The organism is Chlorobium sp., from assembly GCF_036528655.1.
In the GTDB taxonomy this organism is placed as follows: Bacteria; Bacteroidota; Chlorobiia; order Chlorobiales; family Chlorobiaceae; genus Chlorobium.
Window position 1 is genome coordinate 66,332 of record NZ_JAIGND010000006.1, and the last position, 23,260, is coordinate 89,591.

Here is a 23,260-nt window from a genome sequence, read left to right on the forward strand (position 1 = left end):
CACATCACTAAAAAACGACCGGCCACCGACTGTCTTTGCCACACACAACCAACTAACCTAAGGGTGAAAACACGAAAACCACTCATCGCGCTTTCATAGAGTAGGACGGCATTCTTTGCAGAACCTTGCACATAATTTTTTTTTTCTTTCCGAGAACCCTCTACTCGTAGCGCAAAGCGTCCACAGGCTTGAGATCCGCTGCTTTTCGGGCCGGCCAGAGACCGAAGAACAAACCGGTCACTACGGAAAACAGGGTTGCAAGCACTACGGAAAAAAGCGATGTTTTCACGGTCCATCCGGCAACGAAGGAAAGCAGCAGCGAGATACCGATACCGGTCGCTATCCCGATAAGACCGCCAATGAGCGTCATCCCTACCGATTCGACAAGAAACTGAAGCATGATATCGTCATTCCTCGCACCGATGGCTTTCCTCAGACCGATCTCTCTGGTTCGCTCCGTAACCGAAACCAGCATGATATTCATGATGCCGATACCTCCGACCAGAAGGGAAATTGCCGCTATGGAGCCGAGAAGCATGCTCATGGTTTCGGTTGTGCTGCTGAGCATCTTCTGCATTTCAGTCATATCCCGTATATTGAATGAATCGTCGTCTCCATGCAACCGGTGCCTTTTTCGGATCACCTCGCTGATGACGCTTTTCACCTCCTCCATCTGTTCAGGCCTTGCTGCTTCCACAAAAATTCCGCTGAGGTAATCCTTGCCGAGTACCCGGTACATCGCGGTGGTAACCGGAATCATGACAAGGTCGTCTTCGTCGCGCGGTCCTGAAAAACCTTTTGCCGGAGCAATGCCGATGACGGTAAAATTGATACGGTTGATCTTGATGGTTTTTCCGATCGGATTCGATGAACCGAACAGCTCTTTGACAAGAGTGACCCCTATAATGGCAACCTTTTCGCGCCGCCTGACCTCTTCAGGAGTAAACCACCGCCCAACCGAAGGAATAGCCGAGCGAATGGAGCCATACTCGTAACCGACGCCCTCGATATTCGTACTCCAGTTCCTGTTCGCATATACCGCCTGCCCGCTGCCGTTTATAACGCCGGACGTCCTTCTGACCAGTGAACGAAGTTCAGCTATTGCCTCGACATCCTTCATCGTAAAGCGGGTAACCGCTCCGGCCCCCTGTGCCGAACCCCTGATTTTTGCCGATCCTCCTCTGACGGAAAGCAGATTCGATCCCATCGACTTGAGTTGCTCCTGCATGGCGGCCTTGGCACCCTCTCCGAGCGATATCATGGCAATCACCGAAGCGACGCCGACAAGAATGCCAAGAACCGAAAGCAGCGAGCGCACCTTGTTGGCGAGAATGGACTGCACGGCCTGGAAAATGAAACCGGAAATGCGCCCGGTTCCCCAGATGCTATCCTTATCGGAAGAATGCAGTACCGATGGCAGTTCCTCCCGCAGGACTGCGGTATTGCGAGACCCCTCCTTTCGTTCGTCGCTGACGATGAGCCCGTCGCGCATGGTAATCACCCTGCCGGCGTAGGCGGCGATATCCGGTTCGTGGGTCACCATGATGATGGTTTTTCCCTGCTCGTTAAGCCCTTTGAGCAGCAGCATGATTTCGTACGAATTTTTCGTATCGAGATTGCCTGTCGGTTCGTCGGCGAAAATGATGAGGGGATTGCGCACCAGCGCTCTTGCTATGGCCACCCGCTGCTGTTCGCCGCCGGAAAGCTGGCTGGGGGTATGGCCGATGCGATGTTCGAGCCCGACAAGCCTGAGGCGCTCTTCGGCATCCCTGCGGAAATCGCCTTTCAGGCCGCTGTATATATGCGGCAGTCTTACGTTGTCCAAAACGTTCATCCTGCGAAGCAGGTGAAACTGCTGAAAGACGAAGCCTGCAAGATTGTTGCGAACACCGGCCCGTTCATCCTCTGAAAGAGTATCGACGTTCTTTCCGAGAATACGGTATTGGCCGCTGTCGGGGCTGTCGAGCAGGCCGAGAATATGCAGCATGGATGATTTTCCCGAGCCGGAAGCGCCCATGATGGCGATGAACTCCCCCTGTTCGACGCTGAGCGAAACGCCTCTGAGCGCGTGAACCGTATTATCGCCGATGCGATAGGTACGACAGACATCCTGAAGCTCGATGACAGGGTTCATCTTGATATTCTGTTCCGCTGGGGTATGAATGGATTTGATCCGCCTCTTTTTTCTGGAAGAGAAAATGCAGCATCCCTCAAAAGAACGACAGACCCTTCCTTTATTCCATCAATAATTTCGATATTGCTGTCGTCCCGGATGCCGGTACGGACGGTTCTTGGGATCATGCCTCCCTCCGGCTCGACGTTTTTCAACCAGACCATGCTTCTGCCGTTATTCGTATTGACGGCACCGGACGGTAGTAAGAGCACATCTTTTTTTTCGCTGACGATAATATCGATATTTGCGCTCATGCCGGAACGGAAAACCTCAGGAATGGTTTCGGGAATCACGTCGACGTAGTAGATATTGACATTGTTCTGAAGATGCGACTCGTAATGTATATGCTCAATCACACCGTTCACCCTGATTTCCGGATAGGCATCGAGCCCGATCACCGTTTTCTGACCGATCCTGACATTGCCGATATCGGTTTCGTCCACATAGGCCTTTACGATCAGACGATCGGAAAGGACGAAAAGCGAGTCGCCTGTAGTGACGGTCTGGCCTGGTTCGATGCCGCGCACGATAACCTGACCGTCGATAGGCGCGATGACCGTCGATGCCCGATAGACATTCTGCCAGTATGAGTGCTCCCTGTCGCCCTGCAGTTTGGCGGCATCGAGCAGTGCCGCGCGTTCCATCGAGCTGAGCAGGGCCAGTACCTGGCCTTTCTGGACCATCTGCCCCTCTTCGACCCGGATCTCTTCGATTCTTCCTGCGATTGACGGTTTTATTTTAAGTCGATTTCGCGGTTCGACAACGCCCGTGGTCGATACCGAAGAGACGATCGTTCCGCGTTCGACACGAATTTCCGTATACTGTTCTTTCGAATGATTCCCGCCCCTGAAAAAGAAAAATGCGACGGCACCGGCAACGAGAAGCAGAACCCCGAGACCGATAGTGAATTTTTTATTTTTGTTACTGAGCATCGAAACCTCCTCCTGTTGCCATTATCCATGCGGCCTCGGCGATCAGAAGATCGGCTCCGGCGGTAAGAAATGCTTTTTTTGCACTGACAAGATTGTCTTCGATGATCACCCAGTCATCGAACGATGTGAGACCGTTCGAATACTGCACGTCAGCTATCAGCGATCTTTCGATTGAAGCGTCGAGATATTTTTTCTGTACATCCACATAGTGGCAAGCATCGGCAAATTGCTTCCAGCTCTCTTCAAGCAAATCGAGCACCTGAAGATAACCGCTTTTTTCATCGGCGTTACGCTGGCTCAGCACAGCCATCGCCCTTGCGACTTTCGCCCGGCCTGAACCGCCGCCATAGATCGGCACCGAAATATCCACCCCGGCATTCCAGTCGATTTCGTCGGGCGGCCAGCGGTCGATACTGCTTCTTCCGATAGCAGCGGTAAGATAGAGCTCCGGAGAAAAGGTGCTTTTGGCGGCATCGAGATCATGCCGGCCGGCTTTTCTGCTGCTTTCGAGCTGAAGAAACCGGGGAGTGTTTCTTGCAAGACGGACAAAATCGGGTTTGATGCTGTCGTCTTCCGAAGGGGAAAATGTGCCCTTTACCGTGAATTGCCGGCGATCGTCCCTGCCAAGTGCCGATGCGAGTTTTGATCGGGCAAGATCAAGTCCCCTCTGAGCCTGAGACACTTCAAACTCCGACAGGGCAAGATCGGCTTCAGCCTTGCGAAGCGAACCGATATGCTCCCTGCCCGCCTGGTAACGGAGATTGATCATCCTTACATTCTTTTTCCGCCGTTCGGCGATCTCTGTGGTAAGCCCGGCCAGCTCCTGGGCCTTGAGAAGTTCGGCAAATGCGGAACGAAGCGCGAAACGCAACGCTGCAGAGACTTCGCGATACCGATGCCTGGCGGCATTGACGGCTTCGTTGTCGGAAGCGACCTCTTTCGATGTTTTTTCGCCATCATAAAGCAATTGTTTCGCCGTCAGAGAATAGGCAAACGAAGATACCGAACCGACACTTCTTTCGGTGCTGCCTCGCTGTCCGCCGCTGAGGCCGGCACTGAGCTGCGGTAGCTTCTGGCTGCTGCTGATGCGTTTGTCGGCTTCAGTCTGCTGCAATGCGGCCTGTGCCGAATAGAGGTCGGGATGGGCTGTTTTCGCTTCATCGACACACTGCTGCCATGTAAGCGGCTCATGGGCATAAAGCGAAGGCTTGAAGCACAACAACGACAGTGCGAACAACGAAAGTACGAGAGTTTTCATGGATAAACAGATTCTGAGACTCAAGGCTCCTGCGCAACAAAAGGGATATAACAGCATGTACTCGGAAATATGACGTGAATTCATAAAAAATCTTGCTGTCAAGTGATTTTTTACGGGAACGGATTCCGGTTTCTGAAACAACGCTGAACGACCTGCATCAACCCGGCGGAAATTTAAAGAATACTCGTATCTTTTGATCCATCGATCACGAACATTTAACGAAACAGCTTGCCGTCCACTGTTACCAACTGATACGTTTATCATGTTTGAAGCAAGAAATCTCTCTCTCAGCGTCGGCACAAAAGAGTTGCTCAGGGACTCCTCTTTCCGTATCGGCGACCGCGACCGCGTTTCGCTTGTCGGAATGAACGGAACAGGAAAATCGACACTCCTGAAACTTATCACCGGAGCATCGACAGAAAACCTCATCGTCAGCGGCGGACAGTTTCTCAAATCTGCAGACACCTCAATCGGTTATCTTCCGCAGGAGATCTCTTTCGAGGACGATCTCGATAAAACCGCCCTGCAGTACGCCATGCATGCCAATGCTCGCCTCTTCGAGCTGTCGGAAACAATTGCCCGGCTCGAACATGAACTGGCCTTACCGGATCACGACCATGAAGGAGAGGCCTACCACCGGATTATCGAACGGTTCACCGATGCGATGCACGATTTCGAACGGGAGGGCGGCTACACTATGCGGGCGCAGGCGGAAAAAATGCTGTCCGGACTCGGGTTCAGCGAAGCCGACTACCACAAGAAAGTCAAATCGTTCTCCGGTGGCTGGCAGATGCGCCTGCTCATAGCCCGGCTGCTTCTGCAGAACCCTACTCTCCTGCTGCTCGACGAGCCGACCAACCATCTCGATATCGATTCGCTTCGATGGCTCGAAAACTACCTGCTGAACTACGAGCACAGCTGTATTATCGTCTCGCATGACCGGTTTTTCCTCGACAAACTCACATCGAGGACCCTTGAAATCTCCTTTCAGCGGATAGAAGAATACAAAGGAAACTACTCCTATTACGAAAAAGAAAAAGCAGCCCGATATGAGCTGCTGATGAGCCGCTACGAAAACGATCTGAAGAAAAAAGCCGATCTGAAAGCGTTCGTAGACCGGTTCCGCTACAAGGCGACCAAGGCCCGACAGGCTCAGAGCAGGCTGCGTCAGCTTGAAAAGCTTGAGCAGGAAATGCAGGCTCCCGAAGAAGATCTTTCCCGAATTTCCTTCAGATTCCCGAAAGCCAACCCTTCGGGACGCGAGGTGATGCGGCTCGACGGCATAGCCAAAGCCTACAGGCTGCCGGATGGAACGATCAAACAGGTACTTCGAGGCATCGACCTTGAGGTGTTGCGTGGAGACCGTATCGCCATCGTGGGATCAAACGGCGCAGGCAAGACCACATTCTGCAAAATCCTTGCCGGAGAGATCGATTTCGATGGGCGTCTTACCACCGGTCACAACGTCAGTCTGAACTATTTCGCCCAGCACCAGACGGAAAATCTCGATCCGGATAAAACCGTCTACAAAGAGATGCTCGATGCGGCACCGACTTCGGAAGCCCAGAGAAGAATTCGGGACATCCTCGGATGCTTCCTGTTCAGCGGAGAGGCCATCGAAAAAAAAATCGGCGTGCTTTCGGGAGGCGAAAAATCAAGGGTAGCCCTGGCCCGCATACTCTTGCAGGCATCGAATCTTCTGATCATGGACGAACCGACCAACCACCTCGACATGCGCTCGAAGGAGATGCTCATCGACGCGCTGGAAAACTACGACGGCACATTGCTTCTGGTGAGCCATGACCGCTACTTCCTCGACAGCCTTGTCAACAAGGTAATCGAGATCAGAAACGGCACTCTGCAGCTCTATCACGGAAGCTATGCGGAATACCTCGAAAAAGCGGAAAAAGCGATCGAAGAGGAACGGCTGAAAGAGAACGCTCGCCAGAAAACCGAAACCGCCACGGCAAAAAGCAGGGAAACGCCGGCAGCGAAACCGCCGACTGCAGCAAAAAAGAATCACAGGAAAATCGAATCGATCGAAAAAAACATACAGGCTCTGGAACAGAGAAAAGAGGGCCTTGAATCGCTTATGGCAGCAGAAGATTTCTACAAGCGCTCGCAGGAGGAGAACAAACGCACGCTCGACGAGTACCAGTCGATATCCGGAGAACTTGATCGGCTTTTCGATGAGTGGGAACAGGCAGCTTCGTCGCTATGAAGCTCCATTGTTGCCTGTCCTGCTCCATTTTCGAACCTTCTCGGTCAGTTCAGCGGCATTGATAGGCTTCGACAGGTAATCATTCATGCCGGATTGCAGACAGATTTCACGATCACCCTGCATGGCATGTGCGGTAAGCGCGATAATCGGGACCGAATGATCTGCAATATCGGAAACCGGATCGCGGATGATACGGGTCGCTTCAAAGCCGTCCATCTCCGGCATCTGTATGTCCATGATGACCATGTCATATAACCGGAAACGCAGTTTTTCGAGAGCTTCCAGTCCGTTGGCGACAACTTCGACTTCGTAACCCTGTTTCGAAAGAATGCCGACGGCGACCTGCTGGTTTATTATGCTGTCCTCAACAAGAAGTATTTTTATTCTCTCTGCGCCTTCAGCCGGTGATGGTCGAAAGCCCGCAGGCTCCTGAGCCGTCGCAGTTGCGGAAGATAATGATGTATTACCGGAAGAAAGCTCCCCGGAAGCCCTGAACAACGTCTCGGCAAGTGCGTTAAAAAGCTCCGACTGCCTTACCGGCTTGAGCACTGCACCCGAAAAACCGTATTGTTCAAGCACCCGGAGATCGTTACGGATAACAATGGAACTCATAAGCATTCGCAATGTTCCGCTTATTGATGAATCTTCCTGGATCATCCTGCCAAGCTCCAGTCCATCGGTACCGGGCATCTGCATATCGATGAGCGCAATGACGAAAGGCTTTTGCTGTCCGATTCCCATCCGGAGCCGGTCGAGCGCTTCGCCGGCATCTGAAGCTTCTGAAACATCCATACCCCATGATTCAAGCAGCAGCCTGAGCAGATTCCGACTTGTCGTATTATCGTCAACTACAAGGATACGCTTGCCGGTTATGAGACTGTCGTCAGAATGACACCGAACCTCGTCGGGTCTGTGAATCCTGAGCGGAAGGGTAAACCAGAACTCTGATCCGGTTCCGGGATCGCTTCGGGCACCTATCGCCCCCCCCATCATCTCGACAAGTTGCCTGCTTATGGCAAGGCCGAGGCCTGTACCACCGTATTTGCGGGTCGTCGATGAATCAACCTGGGAAAAACTCTTGAAAAGCCTGTCGAGCTTTTCCGTCGGTATGCCGATGCCGGTATCCCTTACGGAAAAATGCAGAAGCGCATCATCCTTCGTTTTGGAAAAAACCGAAACATAGACAGTCACCTCCCCTTTGTGGGTAAATTTGACGGCATTGCCGGCAAGGTTGTTAAGAACCTGACGAATTCTGTCAGGGTCGCCCCTGAATGAACAGGGCACTCCCGGCAACGCGGCACATATGAATTCAAGTCCTTTGTCGCCCGCCTTCACGGCCATTATGGCGGCAAAATCGTCAAGCAGAGCCCTGAGATCAAAAGGCACTTCCACAAGTTCAAGCTTACCCGCCTCGATCTTCGAAAAATCGAGTATGTCGTTGATGACCGTCAGCAACGATTCGCCGCTTGCCAGCACCGTTTCGGCATAAATCCGCTGTTCCTGGGTAAGCTCGGTACCCAGCAGAAGACCGGTCATGCCGATCACACCGTTCATGGGTGTACGGATTTCGTGGCTCATATTGGCAAGAAACTCGCTTTTTGCGAGGTTAGCCGCCTCGGCAGCATTGCGCGCATCAACAAGGGCTGTTTCGTGACGGTATCTGAGCTCTGCATTGGTAAAAAGTTCTGCAAGCACTCTGAGAAGGGAAATCTCCTCTTCGCCCCAGATCTTTTTTTCCTGAACGGCATCGAACCCCGCAAACCCGAAACATTGCTCACCATATACAAGCGGAATGGTTATCAGTGAACGAATGCCCTGCTGTTCGAGTACAGACTTGAGCACACTCTCTGCCTCAAGCTCCGACACGTCCGGAATATGGACAATACGACCGCTCAGATGCGTTTCAACCCAGTCCGGCAGGTCTGCGTTTGAAATATTCTGAAGGTTTTCGATTTCCGGAGAAACCCCCTCGGCGCACCACTCATGGGTATTGCTCATGGTGCCGTTTTCAAAATCGTATCGGAAAAGATAGACCCTGTCCACCTTCAGGAAAGTGCCGACCTTTGCCAGTGCGGTATTGACCGAATTGTCGAGCTCGCCAAGAGGCGAATTGACGAAACCGATAGCAAGCTCCATCAATACCTTCTGAAATGCGGCCCGATGGGCAAGCTCTTCTGCCGCCTCTATCCTGCCGGTAATGTCGCTGAACGATCCAGCCATCCTGTAGGGCTTTCCCTCTGCATTCCGTAGTGCCGCGCCCCTGCCGAGAATCCAGATGGTCGAACCGTCCGCATGGAGATACCGGAATTCAATGCTGAAAGATGTTTTGTCGGTATCGAGATATCGCTGGAGCTTCCCCCGGAAGTTCTGCTGATCTCCCGGATGAATTTTCTGTTCGAACCATGTAAAGGTACCGTCGAAATCGCCTGATTCCCAGCCTGTCATCGCCATGAATTTCGGAGAAAGGAAAAGCGTACCGGTAACGGGATTCCAGTCCCAGATGCCATCGTTGCTCCCGTTTACGGCCAGTTTATACTGTTCGCGACTATCGAGAAGAGCCTGCTCTCTTTTAAGGATCCCCCTGTCTATGCGTTTAAGCAGAATGTAGAGCAGGCCTGAAATGATCACCCCTATTATGAGAAGGGAAACGCCCGACAAGACATGCAGTCTCGACTGGGCAACTTTGAAATCCGAGAAATCCTGCATCAGGATTATCTTCCCGATGGATGAACCGGATAAATCATCGAGAGGCAGGACACTTATTTTCCAGCTCCTTCCCTTCCATTCAGTAACGGCATGAAGCAATTGCTGTCTCTCTGTTAACGAAACAATCGCGGCATCGAATTCTGCGGGCAAACGCTCAAGGGTAGTATACGCCAGCACCTCGCCCCTGAAACGATCCCATTCAGCCGGACGGCCGAAACGTTCCGAAGCTTTATTCCATTTAGCCCTGTCGAGCAGCCGCTTATCGATGAAAAATGCCATGGCAGTCCCCTGCCGGAAATTGCTTTTTGATGCCACATCGCCGATCTCCTTGGCGATATCGATATAACCGGCTATGCTGCCACTGCGTACAACAGGCTGTACAATACGAACGGTAAGCATGCCATCCGGATCGAGTTCGACACCGCTGACCGTTTTGCGGGTATTACCCGCCTCAACTATGCTGTAGCGATTGTTGCGCACGGGCGTTCTCAGCAGATCGTGCATGCTCAGGATGCAGATGCGCGCCGAATCGGTAAAACAGAAATGGGAAACACCATGCTCTGTGGCGAGGTGCCGGTAGAGCGAAAAATATTTTCCGTAAAGATACTCGCGATTCCTTTCGCGTAAAGCCGCAATTGTGGAAGCATCGTTTTCTATGATGTTCATCGTTATTTCCAGTCCCTCGGTCTGAACCGATACGGCATGACGATATGCCATAAACGCCTCATTTTCGGCCTGACTTGAAAGCTCCTGCACGCGCCTGTCCTGAAACATCCAGAGAAGAAAAGCAAATGCCGAAACAAGGAAGAGCAGCAGCAAAGCAAGAAAGGGAAAAAGGCGAACGAGAAGCGGATTGGAAAGGTTGTCGTCGCGCCCTGCAGATGAAAGCGAGAAAACCAGTGCCATTATGCCGGCAATAATGATGCCGCCTACAGGTAAAGCCGAACGGGATGCCACTTCCCAGAACCATTCCGAAGCATCGATATCGATGCCAAGCACAGCGTAACGCATGTTTTTTTCAATGTAACCAACGGGCACAAAACCGCTGACCCAGATCCCCCAACGATCGGAAATCGGGCCCTCGACAACCGGTTTGCCTGTCCTGAAGACATTGAGAAGCATGGGCGAAGCCTCAGGGTAAAGCTGACCCGGCGGCGAAAAATCCGCAGATGTCGGCTGCTCGGAATCGGCGAAGAAAAACACGCCGCCCCGTGGGTTCATACCGAGCAGATAGGCAAACCTGCATCTTGCGGTCATTCTGCAGATAGCTGTCAGCTCTTTGTTGAGTTCCCGATATGAACTGGTTCCGAGATCTCCATAGCTGCCGCTCAAGGACGAAATGTCGATACGACGAATTCCTTCCCGCATTGCGTCAAGATCGGCAAGCAGTTCGGAGCGCATCTGACGATCGGCGATATGGACAGCCGTTCCGGCAAGCAGAATTGCGCCAAGCAGCAACATGACCGCCATCAGACGGCCAGTGATGTTTTTTACCATGTAAAGAATGCCTTTGGAAAGCCGCATGCGGCACAAACGCGGCAGCTCCTGAAACCCATCATGCGGTAACCAACAGCTTCCCGACTGTTAATGTGCAATGCGGATGTACAGGGCCGTCTGTTCCTTGCCCGCAACAGAGATTGCGGTGCAGACATGCCATAGAAATGACATATAACCGGATAAACCGGCATACCATGTAAAAAAAACACGAAACGATGTGTTATCCGGGGTTATCTGGGGTGCGCGATACTATTGCTGTAATGTAGTCAAATTACGCGTTCGAGCAAAGCGTTATCAACCAGCGAAAGACCATATGTCAATGGGAAAAGATCCTGAGGCCGAGGACGCCGGCAACGATAAGCATAATGCAGAGAATCCTTGCGACATCGCGCGATTCATCGAACAACAGCATGCCGACAACAGCCACTCCGACGGCTCCGATCCCGGTCCATACCGCATAAGCCGTACCTGCGGGAATAGTCTTCATAGCAACGGAGAGCAGCCAGAAACTGACAAGCATCGCCGCGATAGTCAACACCGATGGTACGGGCCGGGTAAAGCCTTCGGAATATTTCAACCCCACCGCCCAGGCGCACTCGAACATACCGGCAACAAACAGCATCAACCACTCCATAACGCAGTCCTTTCAAACAGTTTTCCCCACTACCCATTACCTACTATACCCTGGTCCACTGCCGCAACCGATGCGAATCGGCTGCAGCCTTGAGCACTTTCTGGATGACGAGTCCATCGGCAAACCCGGCGGCATCATACAGCTTCTGTTCGCCGTTTCGCAGCGCCTTGACGATCCTGTTGGCAAGAAACGCAAACCCTACCGCAAAAATGCCATGCATCGCCAGCGATGAAAGCCGGATCCGTTCCTGCAGCACAAGCTCGTCCCAGGAAAGCATGGGTTCGAGCTGCTTCCAGCGTGGAGCATCGATCAGGCTTCTTCCCCCTTTCGCCGCTCCGTTGGCAATCTCCCAGAGCCTCCCCGCGCCATCAAGACGAATGGTCTTCAGACTTCCCACGACCTCGAAAGAGAGCCAGGTATAGGATCCCACCGTCGTGACGTGCATGAGCGAAGACGAACCGAGCGCAACCGAAGATGCACCGAATTTCATGAACATGGCGAAGCTGTCATCGGAAGTGACCAGGCGGGATTTGCCCCACTCGTCAGGACGATGCGTAACAGGTGTCGCCAGATTGCAGCAAACTTCGGAAATCTCCCCTACAAGAAACCTGTTCAGATCGATCAGATGCGATCCTATGGCGCCAAGCGCTCCCCCGCCTTTTGCCGCATCGCTCCACCAGGAGTAACGAAGATCGCTCCGGTTGCGGGTTGCGAGGTTCACCACTGCCCGCACTTCGTATACTTTGCCTATCTCGCCGCTGTCGATCATCTGCTTCATGCATTTGACCGCCGGATGCAGACGCAGCTGGTGGTCGATAAGCGCAAGTCCGGGGGTACGCAGCGAGGTGAAGTGCATGGCTGCAGCTTCCTGAACGCTCAGCGCGAAAGGCTTCTCGCAAAGGACGCTCTTGCCGCTCTCGAGCAGTGCGTTGACCATTACGGCATGCAGGTATGGCGGCGTGGTAACGCACACCAGATCAAGATCTGCCTGCAAAAGATCCTTCCATTCGGCATAGCCTTCGGCAATGCCGAAACGATCCATGAACTTTTTTCGTCGTGCCTCGGTGGGACTCGCAACTGCGGCAAGTTCAACATCCTCGAGCAGGGAGAATGCCGGAGCCTGCGCAACCTGGGCCCAACCGCTGCCGAGGAATCCTATTCTCACTGTTTTTTTCATACCATATGGAGAGATAAAAAAAAGGGTGACTTTCATCACCCTTCTATTCATTCGTTCTTGTGGTTTTCAGCCGGCATGCCGGGCCTCTTTTGCCTTTCGCGCCCGCTCGATATACTCTTTCTGGATGTCCCGAGACACATTGTAGGCTTTGGAAAGGCTGTCTGAACGCCAGAGCCTCGCATCGAAAGCCATGCAGATATTGCGCAGGAAAGGCACACCGATTTCGGTTACCCTGACACCGTTTTCAAGGAGCACCACCATGCCATCGTTCTCCATATCCTCGAGACGGTAGCGGGCGATGTCAAGTTCTGGTGTATAGAGCTTCGGATCTTCCCAGAAGGTCTCCTGCCTGCACATGAGATTGAGAATGTGGCGGCGAAGCACCAGATCCTCATCGGTAAGCAGATGGCCCCTGTGGAGCGGGAAACGACCCTCGTTGACCGCCTGCATATATGCACCGTCGGTACGTTCATTCTGGGCGAAAGCGTACCACGTGTCACTGATGGAAGACGATCCGAGAGCCAGCATCATCTGGGTTGTATTTTCAGTATATCCCATAAAATTGCGGTGAAGTGTCCCGTTTTTTGCCGCTTCATAAAGGGCGTCGCCCTCGATGGCGAAATGGTCCATGCCAATCTCATGGTAACCGATCGACTCGAGCATGGCTCGTCCCTTATCGTAAAGTTCCTGCTTGACGTCACCGACCGGCAGGTCCTCTTCCCTGAAATTACGCTGTCCTTCGTACATGTGCGGATTGTGACCGTAAGCATAAAATGCAAGACGGTCCGGACGAAGCGTCATGACCTTCTGGATGGTATCGGTAATGGTTCCGAGGTTCTGCTTCGGCAAACCGTAAACAAGATCGAAGTTCACCGATGTAAAGCCGATTTCACGAGCAAGATCTACCTTCTCCCTGACCAGTTCGAACGACTGGGGACGGTTTATCTCCTGCTGCACAATCGGATCGAAGTCCTGGATACCGAAACTCATCCTCCGGAACCCTACACTGTAGAGTGCTTCAAGATGTTCTTTCGTGGTCGAACGGGGATTTGTCTCGAAACTGAAGATATGGTTATCCATCCGGTTGACTCTCCTGAAAAGATTGTCAACAAGGCGAATGAGATTTTCCGGGCTGAGAAAAGTCGGCGTACCGCCGCCGATATGCAGCTCCTTGACGTTGAGCGTACCCGGAAAAACGTCGAGATACATCTGCCACTCCTTGAGAAGTGCATCGACGTATGGTTCCTCGAAGGAGTGATCTTTGGTGCGATGAGCATTGCAGCCGCAAAAATAACAGTAGTTCTCGCAGTACGGAATATGAATGTACATGCTGATGCCGGAGGTCTCGTTGCTGTCGTTGAACCCTTTGACCATGGCATCTTTCCACTGCTCCTGGGTAACGCCGTCGGTGCTCCAGGATGGAATGGTGGGATAGCTTGTATAACGGGGGCCGGGATTGCTGTACTTTACTGCGAGATTTGTTGCCATTGTAATCTTCCTCTGCATGTATTATTTTAAAACTTGATGCCGCAAAATACACAAAACCCGGAAATTTCCGCAAACAACATCTATCAACCCGGCGGTCGCAAGACGCTCCGCCTTAACTATCTTTTTTTATGAGCAAGGGCAACACTCCTCTGGTCGGCATACTCATGGGATCCGATTCGGACTTCGACATTATGAAAGAGGCGGTCCACGTCCTTGACGAATTCGGCATTCCTTGCGAAATTTCGGTTATTTCAGCGCACAGGACTCCGCAGGATCTGGAAAAGTACGCCTCGACAGCAAAAACCAGGGGACTTAAAGTCATCATCGCAGGAGCAGGAGGCGCAGCTCACCTGCCCGGCGTAACGGCCGCCATGACCGTTCTTCCTGTAATAGGCGTCCCTGTATTCAGCAGCAAGCTCAACGGTCAGGACTCTCTCTACTCGATCGTGCAGATGCCTGCCGGCATTCCCGTTGCCACGGTAGGGATCGACAACGCCCGCAACGCAGCATTGCTTGCAGTAGAGATTCTCGCACTCACCGACAGCTCCATTATGGAGGCTCTCGAAGCATTCAGGGTGAAACTTGGCGAGGCATCGCGTCAGAAAACAGCGAAAATCCGCGAAAAACTGCATGCAAAAAGCTGATTTCTGGATCGAACGCCTGCAGCTTCTTGCTCACCCCGAAGGCGGCTTCTATCGCGAAACCTACAGGAGTCCGCAGTCGTTCGATTTCGGGCACGAGGTTCATGACGGAAGCCCAAGAAACCTTGCAACAGCGATCTACTACCTGTTGAGAACCGGCGAGCGTTCGAGACTGCACTGCATCCGCTCCGACGAGCTCTGGTTCCATCATGCCGGCCTGCCTCTTGAAGTGCATATGTTCCCCCCTGCCGGGGCGCCATCGTCTTTACTGCTCGGAAGCGATCCGGAGAAAGGGGAGGCTCTGCAAGGATGCGTGCCGGCAGGATACTGGTTCGGCGCCTGCCACCCGAATGATCGGCAGGAGCATGATGGGTTCAGCCTCGTCAGCTGCGTTGTCGCTCCGGGTTTCGACTTCAGGGACTTTTCCTTTGCGAAGAGAGAATTTCTCCTTGAACGATGGCCGGAATACGCGCTACTCATCGACAGACTGACCTGAAGCGAAAAAAAATTCCACAGAAATGCAAGCTCTCCCGTAACAGGGAACAGATCGTGTAATTTCTTTGTTTTTTTGTACTTTCCCACAACAGCAAGCCGCCGTGCACATGGTCGTGCCGGCCAGTTATTACTTTCAAAGGTAAAAGCCACTTACAACGAGAGCTGAAAACGAAGAGGAACCGGATAGAGCGATGAAAAAGCGAATAGTCATTGTCGGAGGCGGATTTGCAGGCATCAATGCCGCAAAAATACTCGGCAACAAACCGGATATCGATATCACCCTGATCGAGAGGAAGAACTACCACCTGTTCCAGCCTCTGCTGTATCAGGTAGCTATGTCGGCGCTTGGCGAAGGCGATATAGCCGCCCCGCTTCGCAATATGCTTGCCAATTACAGGAACATCACGGTATACAAGGGCATAGCCCTGCATATCGACGCAGAGAGCAAAGTGGTCAGAACGGATTTCGGCGATATTCCCTACGACTACCTGATCCTGGCCTGTGGCGTCAGGCACCACTATTTCGGCAATAATCATTGGGAAGAACATGCTCCCGGTCTGAAAACCCTCGCCCAGGCAAAAGAGATACGCAGACGGGTGCTTGAAGCATACGAAGCTGCAGAACGAACCGGCGATCCGGTCGAGCGAAAAAAACTGCTTACTTTCGTCATCGTGGGAGGAGGCCCTACAGGTGTTGAACTTGCGGGCTCTATCGGCGAGATGAGCCGCTACACCCTCTCGAAACTCTACCGGCAGATAGATCCCAAGCTGACAAGGATATTCATCGTCGAGGCTGCCCCGCGCATTCTCGGTTCCTTTGATCCTGAACTGGCGAGCAAGGCCACCCGTTCGCTTGAAAAACTCGGCGTCCAGGTCTGGACAAGCAGCATGGTAAGCAACGTGGACGAGAACGGGGTTCAGATCGGCAACGAGCGTATCGAAGCGGCAACCGTACTCTGGGCTGCCGGTGTAACGGCTATAACTACAGGGACAGAAACCGGCGCACCGACCGACAGGATAGGACGCATCGTCGTCGAGGAAGATCTCAGCATTCCCGGATACCCGGATATCTTCGTGGGCGGAGATCAGGCTCATTTCTCGCACGGCCTCCAGAATCCCCTTCCCGGGATGGCTCCCGTCGCACTGCAGCAGGGCCGCGCCATTGCCAAAAACATTCTCCTCGACCTCAAGGGAAAGCCGAGAAAGCCGTTCCGGTATACCGACAAGGGACAGATGGCCACGATCGGCAAAAACAAGGCTATCGTACAGATCGGTAACATCAAGTTTGACGGAGCACCGGCATGGTTTGCCTGGCTTCTCGTCCACATTTATTACCTTACCAGTTTCAAGCACCGGATATTCGTGCTGATGCAGTGGGGCTGGTCGTATTTCACCTTCGGCTACGGCGCGCGGCTGATCGTGAACCGGGAGTGGCGATTCTACCCTGAAGCATCCTCATGCAATACGGGAATCGACAAAAATCCGAACTGATGAACGGAAGCAGTCTGCTGAAGACAACCATCAACCTTCTGCTTTCGATGCTGTTCACAGGCCTTGCTCTCTACATTTTCCTGTCTGCGGAAGCGGCAGGAAAAGCCGGGAGCGATCTCCGGCTCTATGCGGCACTCACGGGAGCATATGGCCTCTGGCGCCTTGTCAGAACCATCATCGCCGGACGAAAATCTTATGAAAAGGCTTGAAACACCGCTCTTTCATCCTTATACTCCGGTTTTCGGGAATCGATATCATGTAACATTTTCTTCAGGAAACAGAACACACGCATGAAACCTCTTCCGGTGACATTGGAAACAGAGAAAACTCTTTTTTTTCACAACTATGCCCGACTTCCGCTTACGATAACGCATGGCCAGGGGTGCTGGCTTGTCAGCGAAGAAGGAACACGCTACCTCGACATGATCTCGGGCATCGGGGTCAATGCTCTCGGCTACGGCGATAAACGGCTCCTGCAGGCCATTACCGAACAGGCAGGGAAACTCATCCATGCATCGAATCTGTTTCTCATGAAACCGCAGTTCGATCTGGCAGCAAAGCTGATAGAGGTTTCCGGGCTTTCGAAAGTATTTTTCGCCAACAGCGGCACCGAAGCCATAGAAGCCGCAATAAAGCTGTCGAGAAAGCGAGCCGCAATGTCGGGCTACGACGATAAAAAAGAAGTGCTGTCGCTGAGTAACTGCTTTCACGGCAGAACCTATGGAGCCATGTCATTGACTGCAAAAGCGAAATATACCGACGGATTCGACCCGCTTCTTCCCGAAACCGGAATGATCGAGTTTAACGATATTGCGGATCTGGAAGCGAAAGTTTCGGAAAAGACCGCGGGGGTCTTCATCGAACCGGTTCAGGGCGAGGGAGGCATTCACGCAGTCTCGAGCGCATTCGTCGAAAAACTCGTCGAGCTTCGCAAGCGTTTCGATTTTCTGATAGTCGCCGACGAGATTCAGGCCGGTTGCGGAAGAACCGGCAAGTTTTTCAGCTATATGCACTTCGGTCTTCAGCCGGATCTTGTCTGCCTCGCAAAACCGCTTGGAGGAGGACTCCCGCTTGCTGCGGTAATCGGGAGCGAGAAAATGGCGGATGTTTTCAGTTACGGAAACCATGGTACGACCTTCGGCGGCAACCCGGTCGCATGTGCGGCAGGACTTGCCATGATCGAAGCGATAGAGGCGGACGGTCTGATGGATAACGCCTCGAATACAGGAAAGGCCATGCTGGCTGCGCTGCGGGAACTGGCTTTGCGTCATCCCCAGATTCTCGACATCCGCCAGTACGGCCTGATGATCGGCATCACAGTAGACAAGGAGGCCAGGGTCTATGTTGAAAAAGCCCTTCAGAAACATGTGCTTATTAACGCAACGAGCCAGAACGTCATCAGGCTTCTTCCTCCGCTCACGATCGGACGGGAAGAAGCTCAACGCTGCATAACCGTACTCGATGAAATCCTCACCGAAGAAAACAAAGAAAAAACCGGACTCTGAGGTCGCGCCTATGCCTCTCAGCACAGTTAATTATATCATGATCGCCTGCGGATCGGCGGTAATCGTGCTGAGCTACCTGGGCATTTACCTTGAACGGGATGTGGACGGATTGTTTTCGCTCAATATCGCTCCCGTGCTGCTCGCAGGCTCATACGCGTGGATTGCCTTTGCCTTGCTGTACCGCAGGAAAGCGCAGAATCAGGCGCCTCGTTAATCGAGCTGGAACCGTATCGGAACGGTAAACCATACCTTGATGGGACTGCCGTTCTGGATACCGGGATAGTATTTTGATTCCATTACCGATTTGATTGCGACTGCATCGAACACGTCGCAATCCGCGGGAACGCGCTTCATGACTTTGGCCTTGATCGGACGCCCGTCCTCTCCTATCAGCACGCTGACAAACACCCTTCCCTCGATACCTGCAGTCCTTGCCATTTCAGGATATGCGGGCTTTTTCTGGTCAAGAAAGCCCGGCATCTTTTCACACGGAACGAACATGGGCACCTCGTCGCCTGCCGAAGCCCCACCGGCACTGCCGCTCCCGGCTCCGCCGGGAGTCTGGGTCTGAATCGCCTGCTTGATCTCCTTCTGCGTGGCAAGCGTCTGCTGCAGAGGAGCTTCGGCCTCCTTGACGGTTTTTATCTTGCCGACGTTCGGCGGGGCAGGTTTTGCTGCCGCCGGCGTAACGATGGCGGGAGGCGGGGGTGCGATCGGAGGAGGTGGAGGCAGCTGTGTGACATTCGTTACCATTTCATAGCATTCGACCATTGGAACATCATCATTCGATGAAAAACCGCCGAGTGAGAGTATGGCATTCCAGTTCGCAGAAACAAGCCAGAAGATGCCGAGCAGCACGATCGACGTAATAACGCCATGCGTCAGAAAAAGATGCGCCTGCCTGCGCAACGTCAGATTGCCGTAATCGATGCTCCTCAGCCTGTCGGTATCGAGAAACTCCTCCACGAAAGACCATGCGGCGACTTTTCGTGTTACTTTCCTGTGAATATTGTCAAAATTCGAAGACACCTGCCTGTTCCTCCTTTGCCGGTTCCGGATTGTTAAACAGCATTTTTGATTGCAGCTTCGTCCTGATCGGTATAATCATCCAGGCTGAATCGGTCGATCTTCATCAGATTCAGTTCATCAATAAGATCGACAAGATTCCTGTACTTGGCTTTGTCACTGATTTTCACGACGATAACCATCTTCCTGTTCGCTGAAGTCTGTTTGCGCAGAAGCGATCGAAGCTCCGCGCTGAGAGACTTCTTGCGGGAATCGGAAGGCCCGTAAAGGGATATCCTGCGCGGTACTTCTTCGCCGAGTGAACAGTAAGCCATACCGTCTCCGGCAATACGCACGGTCATGACATTCTGTTCGGCGATCCTCACCTCCCCCGTCTCGGGCGGCATATTGATCTCCATGGTGTTGGATTTCGCGAAGGTGGTGGTAAGCATGAAAAAAGTAAGCAACAGAAAAGCCACATCAACCATCGGCGTCATGTCAAGATGAAAACCGAGCCTTTTAGACTGACGTCGGCCTTTTCTTGCCTGATGATTGCCGTTTGGAGAATCGACCATACCCATATTCAGCGTACCTCCCTTTCAAGAACGGTTACCAGGTTGAATGTCAGAAGATTTGCCTTCTTGTAGACATCGATGACATGGCTGACCGCTTCATAATCCGCATCGGCATCTGCCCTTATGACCGGGCGAAGTTTCTGGTCGGCGAAGCGCGACATGACGACGAACCTGTCAAGCTCTTCACGTCCGACACTGAAACTTTCCGTCAGCCTGAAATTTCTGAGCGAATCCTCCTGCGCTGCCGGGGCCAGACCTGCGGCTTTGAGCTTGGGTCTGACGACCGAGTTGAACAGCTTTTCACGGGACTGCTGCGAAGAAACGCCCATAAAAAAAGTGTTGTCGCCGCTGACGGTTACAGTCAGCACATCGGATTCCGGTAGTTTCTGCTCGGAATGCGAGGACGGCAGGTCGATCTGTACGGTTTCAGGCGGACGAAACTTGGTCGTAAGCATGAAAAATGTAAGAAGCAGAAACGCCACATCGACCATCGGCGTCATATCGAGACGGAAGCCTACCCGTTTTGCCTTTATTCGAGCCATAGCCTTTACCGGGCTTTACCGGTTCCGAGAGTCTGGATGATATAGAAGGCGGCCTCATCGATCATATAGCTGAACCGGTCTACCCTGCTGGTAAAGACATTGTAGGTGACAATGCCCATAATGCCTCCTACAATACCAAGCGCGGTATTGAACAGCGCTTCTGAAATACCGAGGGAGAGCTGAACAGCATCAGGAGCTCCGCTTGTAGCCATGGCGGCAAAAGCACGGATCATGCCGAGCGTGGTGCCCAGCAGTCCCACCATGGTGGAAATCGATGCAATGGTGGAAATCGCCACAAGATTTTTCTCAAGAAGCGGCATCTCCATCACGGTCGCTTCTTCTACGGCCTTCTCCATCTCGCTGATTTTCTTTTCACGGTCGGTTATATTGAGGCTCTGCATTTTCCGGTATCTGTCGAGCACGGCACGAAGCACAGCCGAAAGGGAACTCTGGTGCTCGTCACATTTGGCAATGGCATCGTCAATTGAACCCGCGTCAATATCCTGCTTGAGGCTCTGGACGAATTCAGGAATATTGCCTTTTCCTGCGGCTTTGTTCAGCGCGATGATCCGTTCGACGATATAGGCGATCACCATGAGGATCAGTGCCATCAGCACCGAAACAACCGGTCCGCCCTGCCATATGGCGTGGAACATTGAGTCCGGCGGGGTAGTACCCATCCAGACATAAAATGCGAGAGAAACGGCGTAAGTCACGACGATCAGAATACCCGTAAAAAAACCCTGTTTCATATTAAAGTTATGATGATTTTGGTAACGACCTTCTGGCTCCTGTTTTGCTAAATATCTGAAAAAAAATCGACATCTTTTTTAATTAAATACAACAAATTCCCCACTTCCGATCGGAAGAACAACTATTGACAAACGCAATCATACAACCGGCATCCTGGACTCTCTTGGTTATTTCCGGATTTAGCTTAATTACTTATAAAGACATGAAAAAGCAAAGTTGACCGTCCAGGCCAGACAACCGCAATCCGCACCGAGCATGATTCCGCAAAACGTTATTGACGATATCCGCCAGCGAGCAGATATTGCAGAAATCATATCGGATTATATACAGCTGAATCCCTCCGGACGCAATTTGAAGGCGCTCTCTCCTTTTACACAGGAAAAAACCCCATCCTTTGTCGTATCTCCCGACAAACAGATTTACAAATGCTTTTCCACCGGCAAAGGCGGCAATGTCTTCACTTTCGTAATGGAAATGGAAAAAGTGAGCTTTCCGGAAGCTGTCGAACTGGTAGCAAAACGCACAGGCATCGATATCAGCAGGTTCACCGCAAAGGAGACTCCGGCAGATAAAGCAGAAGAGAGCAGAACCGCCGCGCTACGATGGGCAGCCCGACTATTCCAGCACACGCTCTTCGGCGATACGGGAAAAAAGGGACTCGCATACCTTTCCGGCGAGAGGGCCCTCACGCCGGAAACCATTACCGCTTTCGGGCTGGGCTATGCCCCCGAATCGTGGGACTACCTGCTGCAGGAAGCTCACCGTGCCGGATTGAACGAAAAACTGCTTGCCGAACTCGGGCTGATAGCGGTAAACAGACAGAAAAACAGTCGCTACGACGCATTCCGGAACAGGGTGATCTTTCCGATTCAATCCGTAGGAGGGCAGGTTGTCGGGTTCGGCGGCAGAACGCTCCGTAACGATCCGGATACGCCCAAATACCTGAACTCGCCGGAAAGTCCGATCTTCGAAAAATCGAAGCTGCTCTACGGATTGCATACGGCGAAACAGGAGATACGCCGGATGGAAATCGCCATCCTTGTTGAAGGATATATGGATGTGCTTGCCCTTCATCAGGCAGGCGTCACGAATGCCGTTGCCTCCTGCGGCACTGCTCTGACCCGCCATCAGGCTAAAACACTCCGCAAATACACAACAACAGTACTATTCATCTACGATGCTGATCCGGCAGGAAAAAAATCCATGATGGGAGGCATCGACATCCTGCTGGCAGAAGGCATGACGCCCTACGTCGTCATGCTTCCGCCTGGTGATGACCCGGACAGCTTCGTGCGGCGGGAAGGCAGGCAGGAATTCCTGCAGTATGCCGATGCAAACAGACTTTCTTTCATCGATTACCAGCTCCGATATTTCAGGGATTCCGGCACGCTCGATCAGCCGGATGCCAAGGCCGGAGCTATCCGGGCAATAGCCCGCACGGTCTCGATTATCCCCGACCGGATACGAAGGGAACTCTACCTTCAGGAACTGTCGGCAAAACTCCGGATCAGCATGCAGGCATTGCAGGAATTCATGGAACATGCCGAATCACGGCAACAGTTCAGGCAGGACCGGAAGGCATCCGTCCCGGAGAGAATCGAACATAAACCGCAGAGATCAGAACAGATAACGGTACCTGAAAAAACTTTTCTGAAAGCCCTGCTTGAAAGCACGATGTATGGAAACGCCGTACTTGAATTTGCGGCCTCGCATGAAGAGATGCTCGAGCTGCAGCATCCTGCTGCACGAGAAATCCTTGCCCATATGGTCCATCGTTACAGGCAGGACTGCAATAATACTGACGCATTGATCGATCCTGCAACGGAAATCAGCATGTTCGCAACTGCTGAAGCACGGAACCTCGCAGCAGGCCTCCTGATCGACCAGCCGGTCAGCGACAGGTGGCAGGAACAGCCCGAAGCGGAACGTGAGCACGCCCGACGTTGCCTTACGGCATTCCTCGATGCGTTCAGAACCATAATACTCGAACCGCTTGTGAGAAGAAAAAAACATGTTACGGAATCGCTGCGAAGAGAAAACGATACCGGTAAAGCGCTTGCGCTGCAGAAAGAGATCATTGATCTCAATGCGACGATCAGAAAAACATCTTCCGATCTTGGCGTCATGATCACCGGTATTGTCGAAGGACGCTGAAACGACGATGCATG

19 protein-coding genes are annotated in these 23,260 nt (G+C 52.5%); 8 read left to right on the forward strand and 11 right to left on the reverse strand.

Going from position 1 to position 23,260, the window contains the following annotated elements; all coding sequences use genetic code 11:
* Positions 1 to 160: 160 nt before the first annotated feature.
* Genes K4305_RS02320 through K4305_RS02330 form a run of 3 tightly spaced genes read right to left on the reverse strand, consistent with a single transcriptional unit; the run spans position 161 to position 4,363 of the window.
* A complete protein-coding gene (locus K4305_RS02320; protein ID WP_331560726.1) occupies positions 161 to 2,134 on the reverse strand; it encodes an ABC transporter permease in 1,974 nt (657 codons plus the stop codon).
* Positions 2,131 to 3,105 (reverse strand): efflux RND transporter periplasmic adaptor subunit, encoded by a 975-nt coding sequence (locus K4305_RS02325; protein WP_331560727.1) that lies wholly within the window; start codon positions 3,103 to 3,105, stop codon positions 2,131 to 2,133. The genes K4305_RS02320 and K4305_RS02325 overlap by 4 nt, the downstream gene beginning before the upstream one ends.
* Positions 3,095 to 4,363, reverse strand: coding sequence for a TolC family protein (locus K4305_RS02330; RefSeq protein WP_331560728.1), 1,269 nt, complete (start codon positions 4,361 to 4,363; stop codon positions 3,095 to 3,097). The genes K4305_RS02325 and K4305_RS02330 overlap by 11 nt, the downstream gene beginning before the upstream one ends.
* 262 nt (positions 4,364 to 4,625) lie before the next feature.
* On the opposite strand from K4305_RS02330, the gene K4305_RS02335 reads away from it, so the two are divergent.
* On the forward strand, positions 4,626 to 6,584 hold the full coding sequence (locus K4305_RS02335; RefSeq protein WP_331560729.1) for an ABC-F family ATP-binding cassette domain-containing protein: 1,959 nt from the start codon (positions 4,626 to 4,628) through the stop codon (positions 6,582 to 6,584).
* On the opposite strand, the gene K4305_RS02340 is transcribed toward K4305_RS02335, so the two are convergent.
* From K4305_RS02340 to hemN, 4 genes are all read right to left on the reverse strand, one after another.
* Positions 6,579 to 10,814 (reverse strand): response regulator, encoded by a 4,236-nt coding sequence (locus tag K4305_RS02340; RefSeq protein ID WP_331560730.1) that lies wholly within the window; start codon positions 10,812 to 10,814, stop codon positions 6,579 to 6,581. The genes K4305_RS02335 and K4305_RS02340 overlap by 6 nt on opposite strands.
* A gap of 289 nt (positions 10,815 to 11,103) precedes the next feature.
* Positions 11,104 to 11,421 (reverse strand): quaternary ammonium compound efflux SMR transporter SugE, encoded by a 318-nt coding sequence (gene sugE, locus K4305_RS02345; protein WP_331560731.1) that lies wholly within the window; start codon positions 11,419 to 11,421, stop codon positions 11,104 to 11,106.
* Positions 11,422 to 11,464: 43 nt separating this feature from the next.
* Positions 11,465 to 12,598: a Gfo/Idh/MocA family protein gene (locus K4305_RS02350; RefSeq protein ID WP_331560979.1), complete on the reverse strand. Its 1,134-nt coding sequence runs from the start codon at positions 12,596 to 12,598 to the stop codon at positions 11,465 to 11,467.
* Between the two features lie 66 nt (positions 12,599 to 12,664).
* The gene (hemN, locus tag K4305_RS02355; protein ID WP_331560732.1) at positions 12,665 to 14,086 is read right to left on the reverse strand and encodes an oxygen-independent coproporphyrinogen III oxidase; all 1,422 of its coding nucleotides are present in this window, start codon (positions 14,084 to 14,086) and stop codon (positions 12,665 to 12,667) included.
* Between the two features lie 128 nt (positions 14,087 to 14,214).
* Here hemN and purE point away from each other — a divergent pair, with 128 nt between their 5' ends.
* The 6 genes from purE (at position 14,215) to K4305_RS02385 (ending at position 18,431) form a co-directional block, all read left to right on the forward strand.
* Positions 14,215 to 14,730, forward strand: coding sequence for a 5-(carboxyamino)imidazole ribonucleotide mutase (gene purE, locus K4305_RS02360; RefSeq protein ID WP_331560733.1), 516 nt, complete (start codon positions 14,215 to 14,217; stop codon positions 14,728 to 14,730).
* On the forward strand, positions 14,717 to 15,223 hold the full coding sequence (locus K4305_RS02365; RefSeq protein WP_331560734.1) for a cupin domain-containing protein: 507 nt from the start codon (positions 14,717 to 14,719) through the stop codon (positions 15,221 to 15,223). The genes purE and K4305_RS02365 overlap by 14 nt, the downstream gene beginning before the upstream one ends.
* A 190-nt stretch (positions 15,224 to 15,413) precedes the next feature.
* Entirely contained in the window at positions 15,414 to 16,712 is a 1,299-nt protein-coding gene (locus K4305_RS02370; protein ID WP_331560735.1) for an NAD(P)/FAD-dependent oxidoreductase, read from the forward strand.
* Positions 16,712 to 16,921, forward strand: coding sequence for a hypothetical protein (locus K4305_RS02375; protein ID WP_331560736.1), 210 nt, complete (start codon positions 16,712 to 16,714; stop codon positions 16,919 to 16,921). Before K4305_RS02370 ends, K4305_RS02375 begins: the two co-directional genes overlap by 1 nt.
* Positions 16,922 to 17,002: 81 nt before the next feature.
* The gene (locus K4305_RS02380) at positions 17,003 to 18,217 is read left to right on the forward strand and encodes an aspartate aminotransferase family protein (RefSeq protein ID WP_331560737.1); all 1,215 of its coding nucleotides are present in this window, start codon (positions 17,003 to 17,005) and stop codon (positions 18,215 to 18,217) included.
* Positions 18,218 to 18,227: 10 nt separating this feature from the next.
* Positions 18,228 to 18,431 carry a hypothetical protein gene (locus K4305_RS02385; protein ID WP_331560738.1) on the forward strand — a complete coding sequence of 68 codons (204 nt, stop codon included), beginning with the start codon at positions 18,228 to 18,230 and terminating at the stop codon, positions 18,429 to 18,431.
* Here K4305_RS02385 and K4305_RS02390 read toward each other — a convergent pair.
* The 4 genes from K4305_RS02390 to K4305_RS02405 are packed head-to-tail and all read right to left on the reverse strand — an operon-like array spanning position 18,428 to position 21,091.
* Positions 18,428 to 19,246, reverse strand: a complete 819-nt coding sequence (locus K4305_RS02390; protein ID WP_331560739.1) for an energy transducer TonB — start codon at positions 19,244 to 19,246, stop codon at positions 18,428 to 18,430. The genes K4305_RS02385 and K4305_RS02390 overlap by 4 nt on opposite strands.
* A gap of 32 nt (positions 19,247 to 19,278) precedes the next feature.
* Positions 19,279 to 19,803, reverse strand: a complete 525-nt coding sequence (locus K4305_RS02395; RefSeq protein ID WP_331560740.1) for an ExbD/TolR family protein — start codon at positions 19,801 to 19,803, stop codon at positions 19,279 to 19,281.
* A 2-nt stretch (positions 19,804 to 19,805) separates the two neighbouring features.
* Positions 19,806 to 20,339 carry an ExbD/TolR family protein gene (locus K4305_RS02400; protein ID WP_331560741.1) on the reverse strand — a complete coding sequence of 178 codons (534 nt, stop codon included), beginning with the start codon at positions 20,337 to 20,339 and terminating at the stop codon, positions 19,806 to 19,808.
* A 5-nt stretch (positions 20,340 to 20,344) separates the two neighbouring features.
* Entirely contained in the window at positions 20,345 to 21,091 is a 747-nt protein-coding gene (locus tag K4305_RS02405; protein WP_331560742.1) for a MotA/TolQ/ExbB proton channel family protein, read from the reverse strand.
* A 256-nt stretch (positions 21,092 to 21,347) separates the two neighbouring features.
* On the opposite strand from K4305_RS02405, the gene dnaG reads away from it, so the two are divergent.
* A complete protein-coding gene (dnaG, locus tag K4305_RS02410; protein ID WP_331560743.1) occupies positions 21,348 to 23,246 on the forward strand; it encodes a DNA primase in 1,899 nt (632 codons plus the stop codon).
* Positions 23,247 to 23,260 lie beyond the last annotated feature (14 nt).

Bases quoted from the DNA above. Each gene is read 5' to 3' on its own strand.
- K4305_RS02350 (WP_331560979.1), bottom strand. From the start codon at position 12,598: ATGAAAAAAACAGTGAGAATAGGATTCCTCGGCAGCGGTTGGGCCCAG.
- K4305_RS02320 (WP_331560726.1), bottom strand. From the start codon at position 2,134: ATGAACCCTGTCATCGAGCTTCAGGATGTCTGTCGTACCTATCGCATC.
- K4305_RS02385 (WP_331560738.1), top strand. From the start codon at position 18,228: ATGCCTCTCAGCACAGTTAATTATATCATGATCGCCTGCGGATCGGCG.
- K4305_RS02375 (WP_331560736.1), top strand. From the start codon at position 16,712: ATGAACGGAAGCAGTCTGCTGAAGACAACCATCAACCTTCTGCTTTCG.
- purE (WP_331560733.1), top strand. From the start codon at position 14,215: ATGAGCAAGGGCAACACTCCTCTGGTCGGCATACTCATGGGATCCGAT.
- dnaG (WP_331560743.1), top strand. From the start codon at position 21,348: ATGATTCCGCAAAACGTTATTGACGATATCCGCCAGCGAGCAGATATT.
- K4305_RS02400 (WP_331560741.1), bottom strand. From the start codon at position 20,339: ATGGCTCGAATAAAGGCAAAACGGGTAGGCTTCCGTCTCGATATGACG.
- K4305_RS02380 (WP_331560737.1), top strand. From the start codon at position 17,003: ATGAAACCTCTTCCGGTGACATTGGAAACAGAGAAAACTCTTTTTTTT.
- K4305_RS02335 (WP_331560729.1), top strand. From the start codon at position 4,626: ATGTTTGAAGCAAGAAATCTCTCTCTCAGCGTCGGCACAAAAGAGTTG.
- sugE (WP_331560731.1), bottom strand. From the start codon at position 11,421: ATGGAGTGGTTGATGCTGTTTGTTGCCGGTATGTTCGAGTGCGCCTGG.
- K4305_RS02340 (WP_331560730.1), bottom strand. From the start codon at position 10,814: ATGCGGCTTTCCAAAGGCATTCTTTACATGGTAAAAAACATCACTGGC.
- K4305_RS02330 (WP_331560728.1), bottom strand. From the start codon at position 4,363: ATGAAAACTCTCGTACTTTCGTTGTTCGCACTGTCGTTGTTGTGCTTC.
- hemN (WP_331560732.1), bottom strand. From the start codon at position 14,086: ATGGCAACAAATCTCGCAGTAAAGTACAGCAATCCCGGCCCCCGTTAT.
- K4305_RS02395 (WP_331560740.1), bottom strand. From the start codon at position 19,803: ATGGGTATGGTCGATTCTCCAAACGGCAATCATCAGGCAAGAAAAGGC.
- K4305_RS02405 (WP_331560742.1), bottom strand. From the start codon at position 21,091: ATGAAACAGGGTTTTTTTACGGGTATTCTGATCGTCGTGACTTACGCC.
- K4305_RS02370 (WP_331560735.1), top strand. From the start codon at position 15,414: ATGAAAAAGCGAATAGTCATTGTCGGAGGCGGATTTGCAGGCATCAAT.
- K4305_RS02365 (WP_331560734.1), top strand. From the start codon at position 14,717: ATGCAAAAAGCTGATTTCTGGATCGAACGCCTGCAGCTTCTTGCTCAC.
- K4305_RS02325 (WP_331560727.1), bottom strand. From the start codon at position 3,105: ATGCTCAGTAACAAAAATAAAAAATTCACTATCGGTCTCGGGGTTCTG.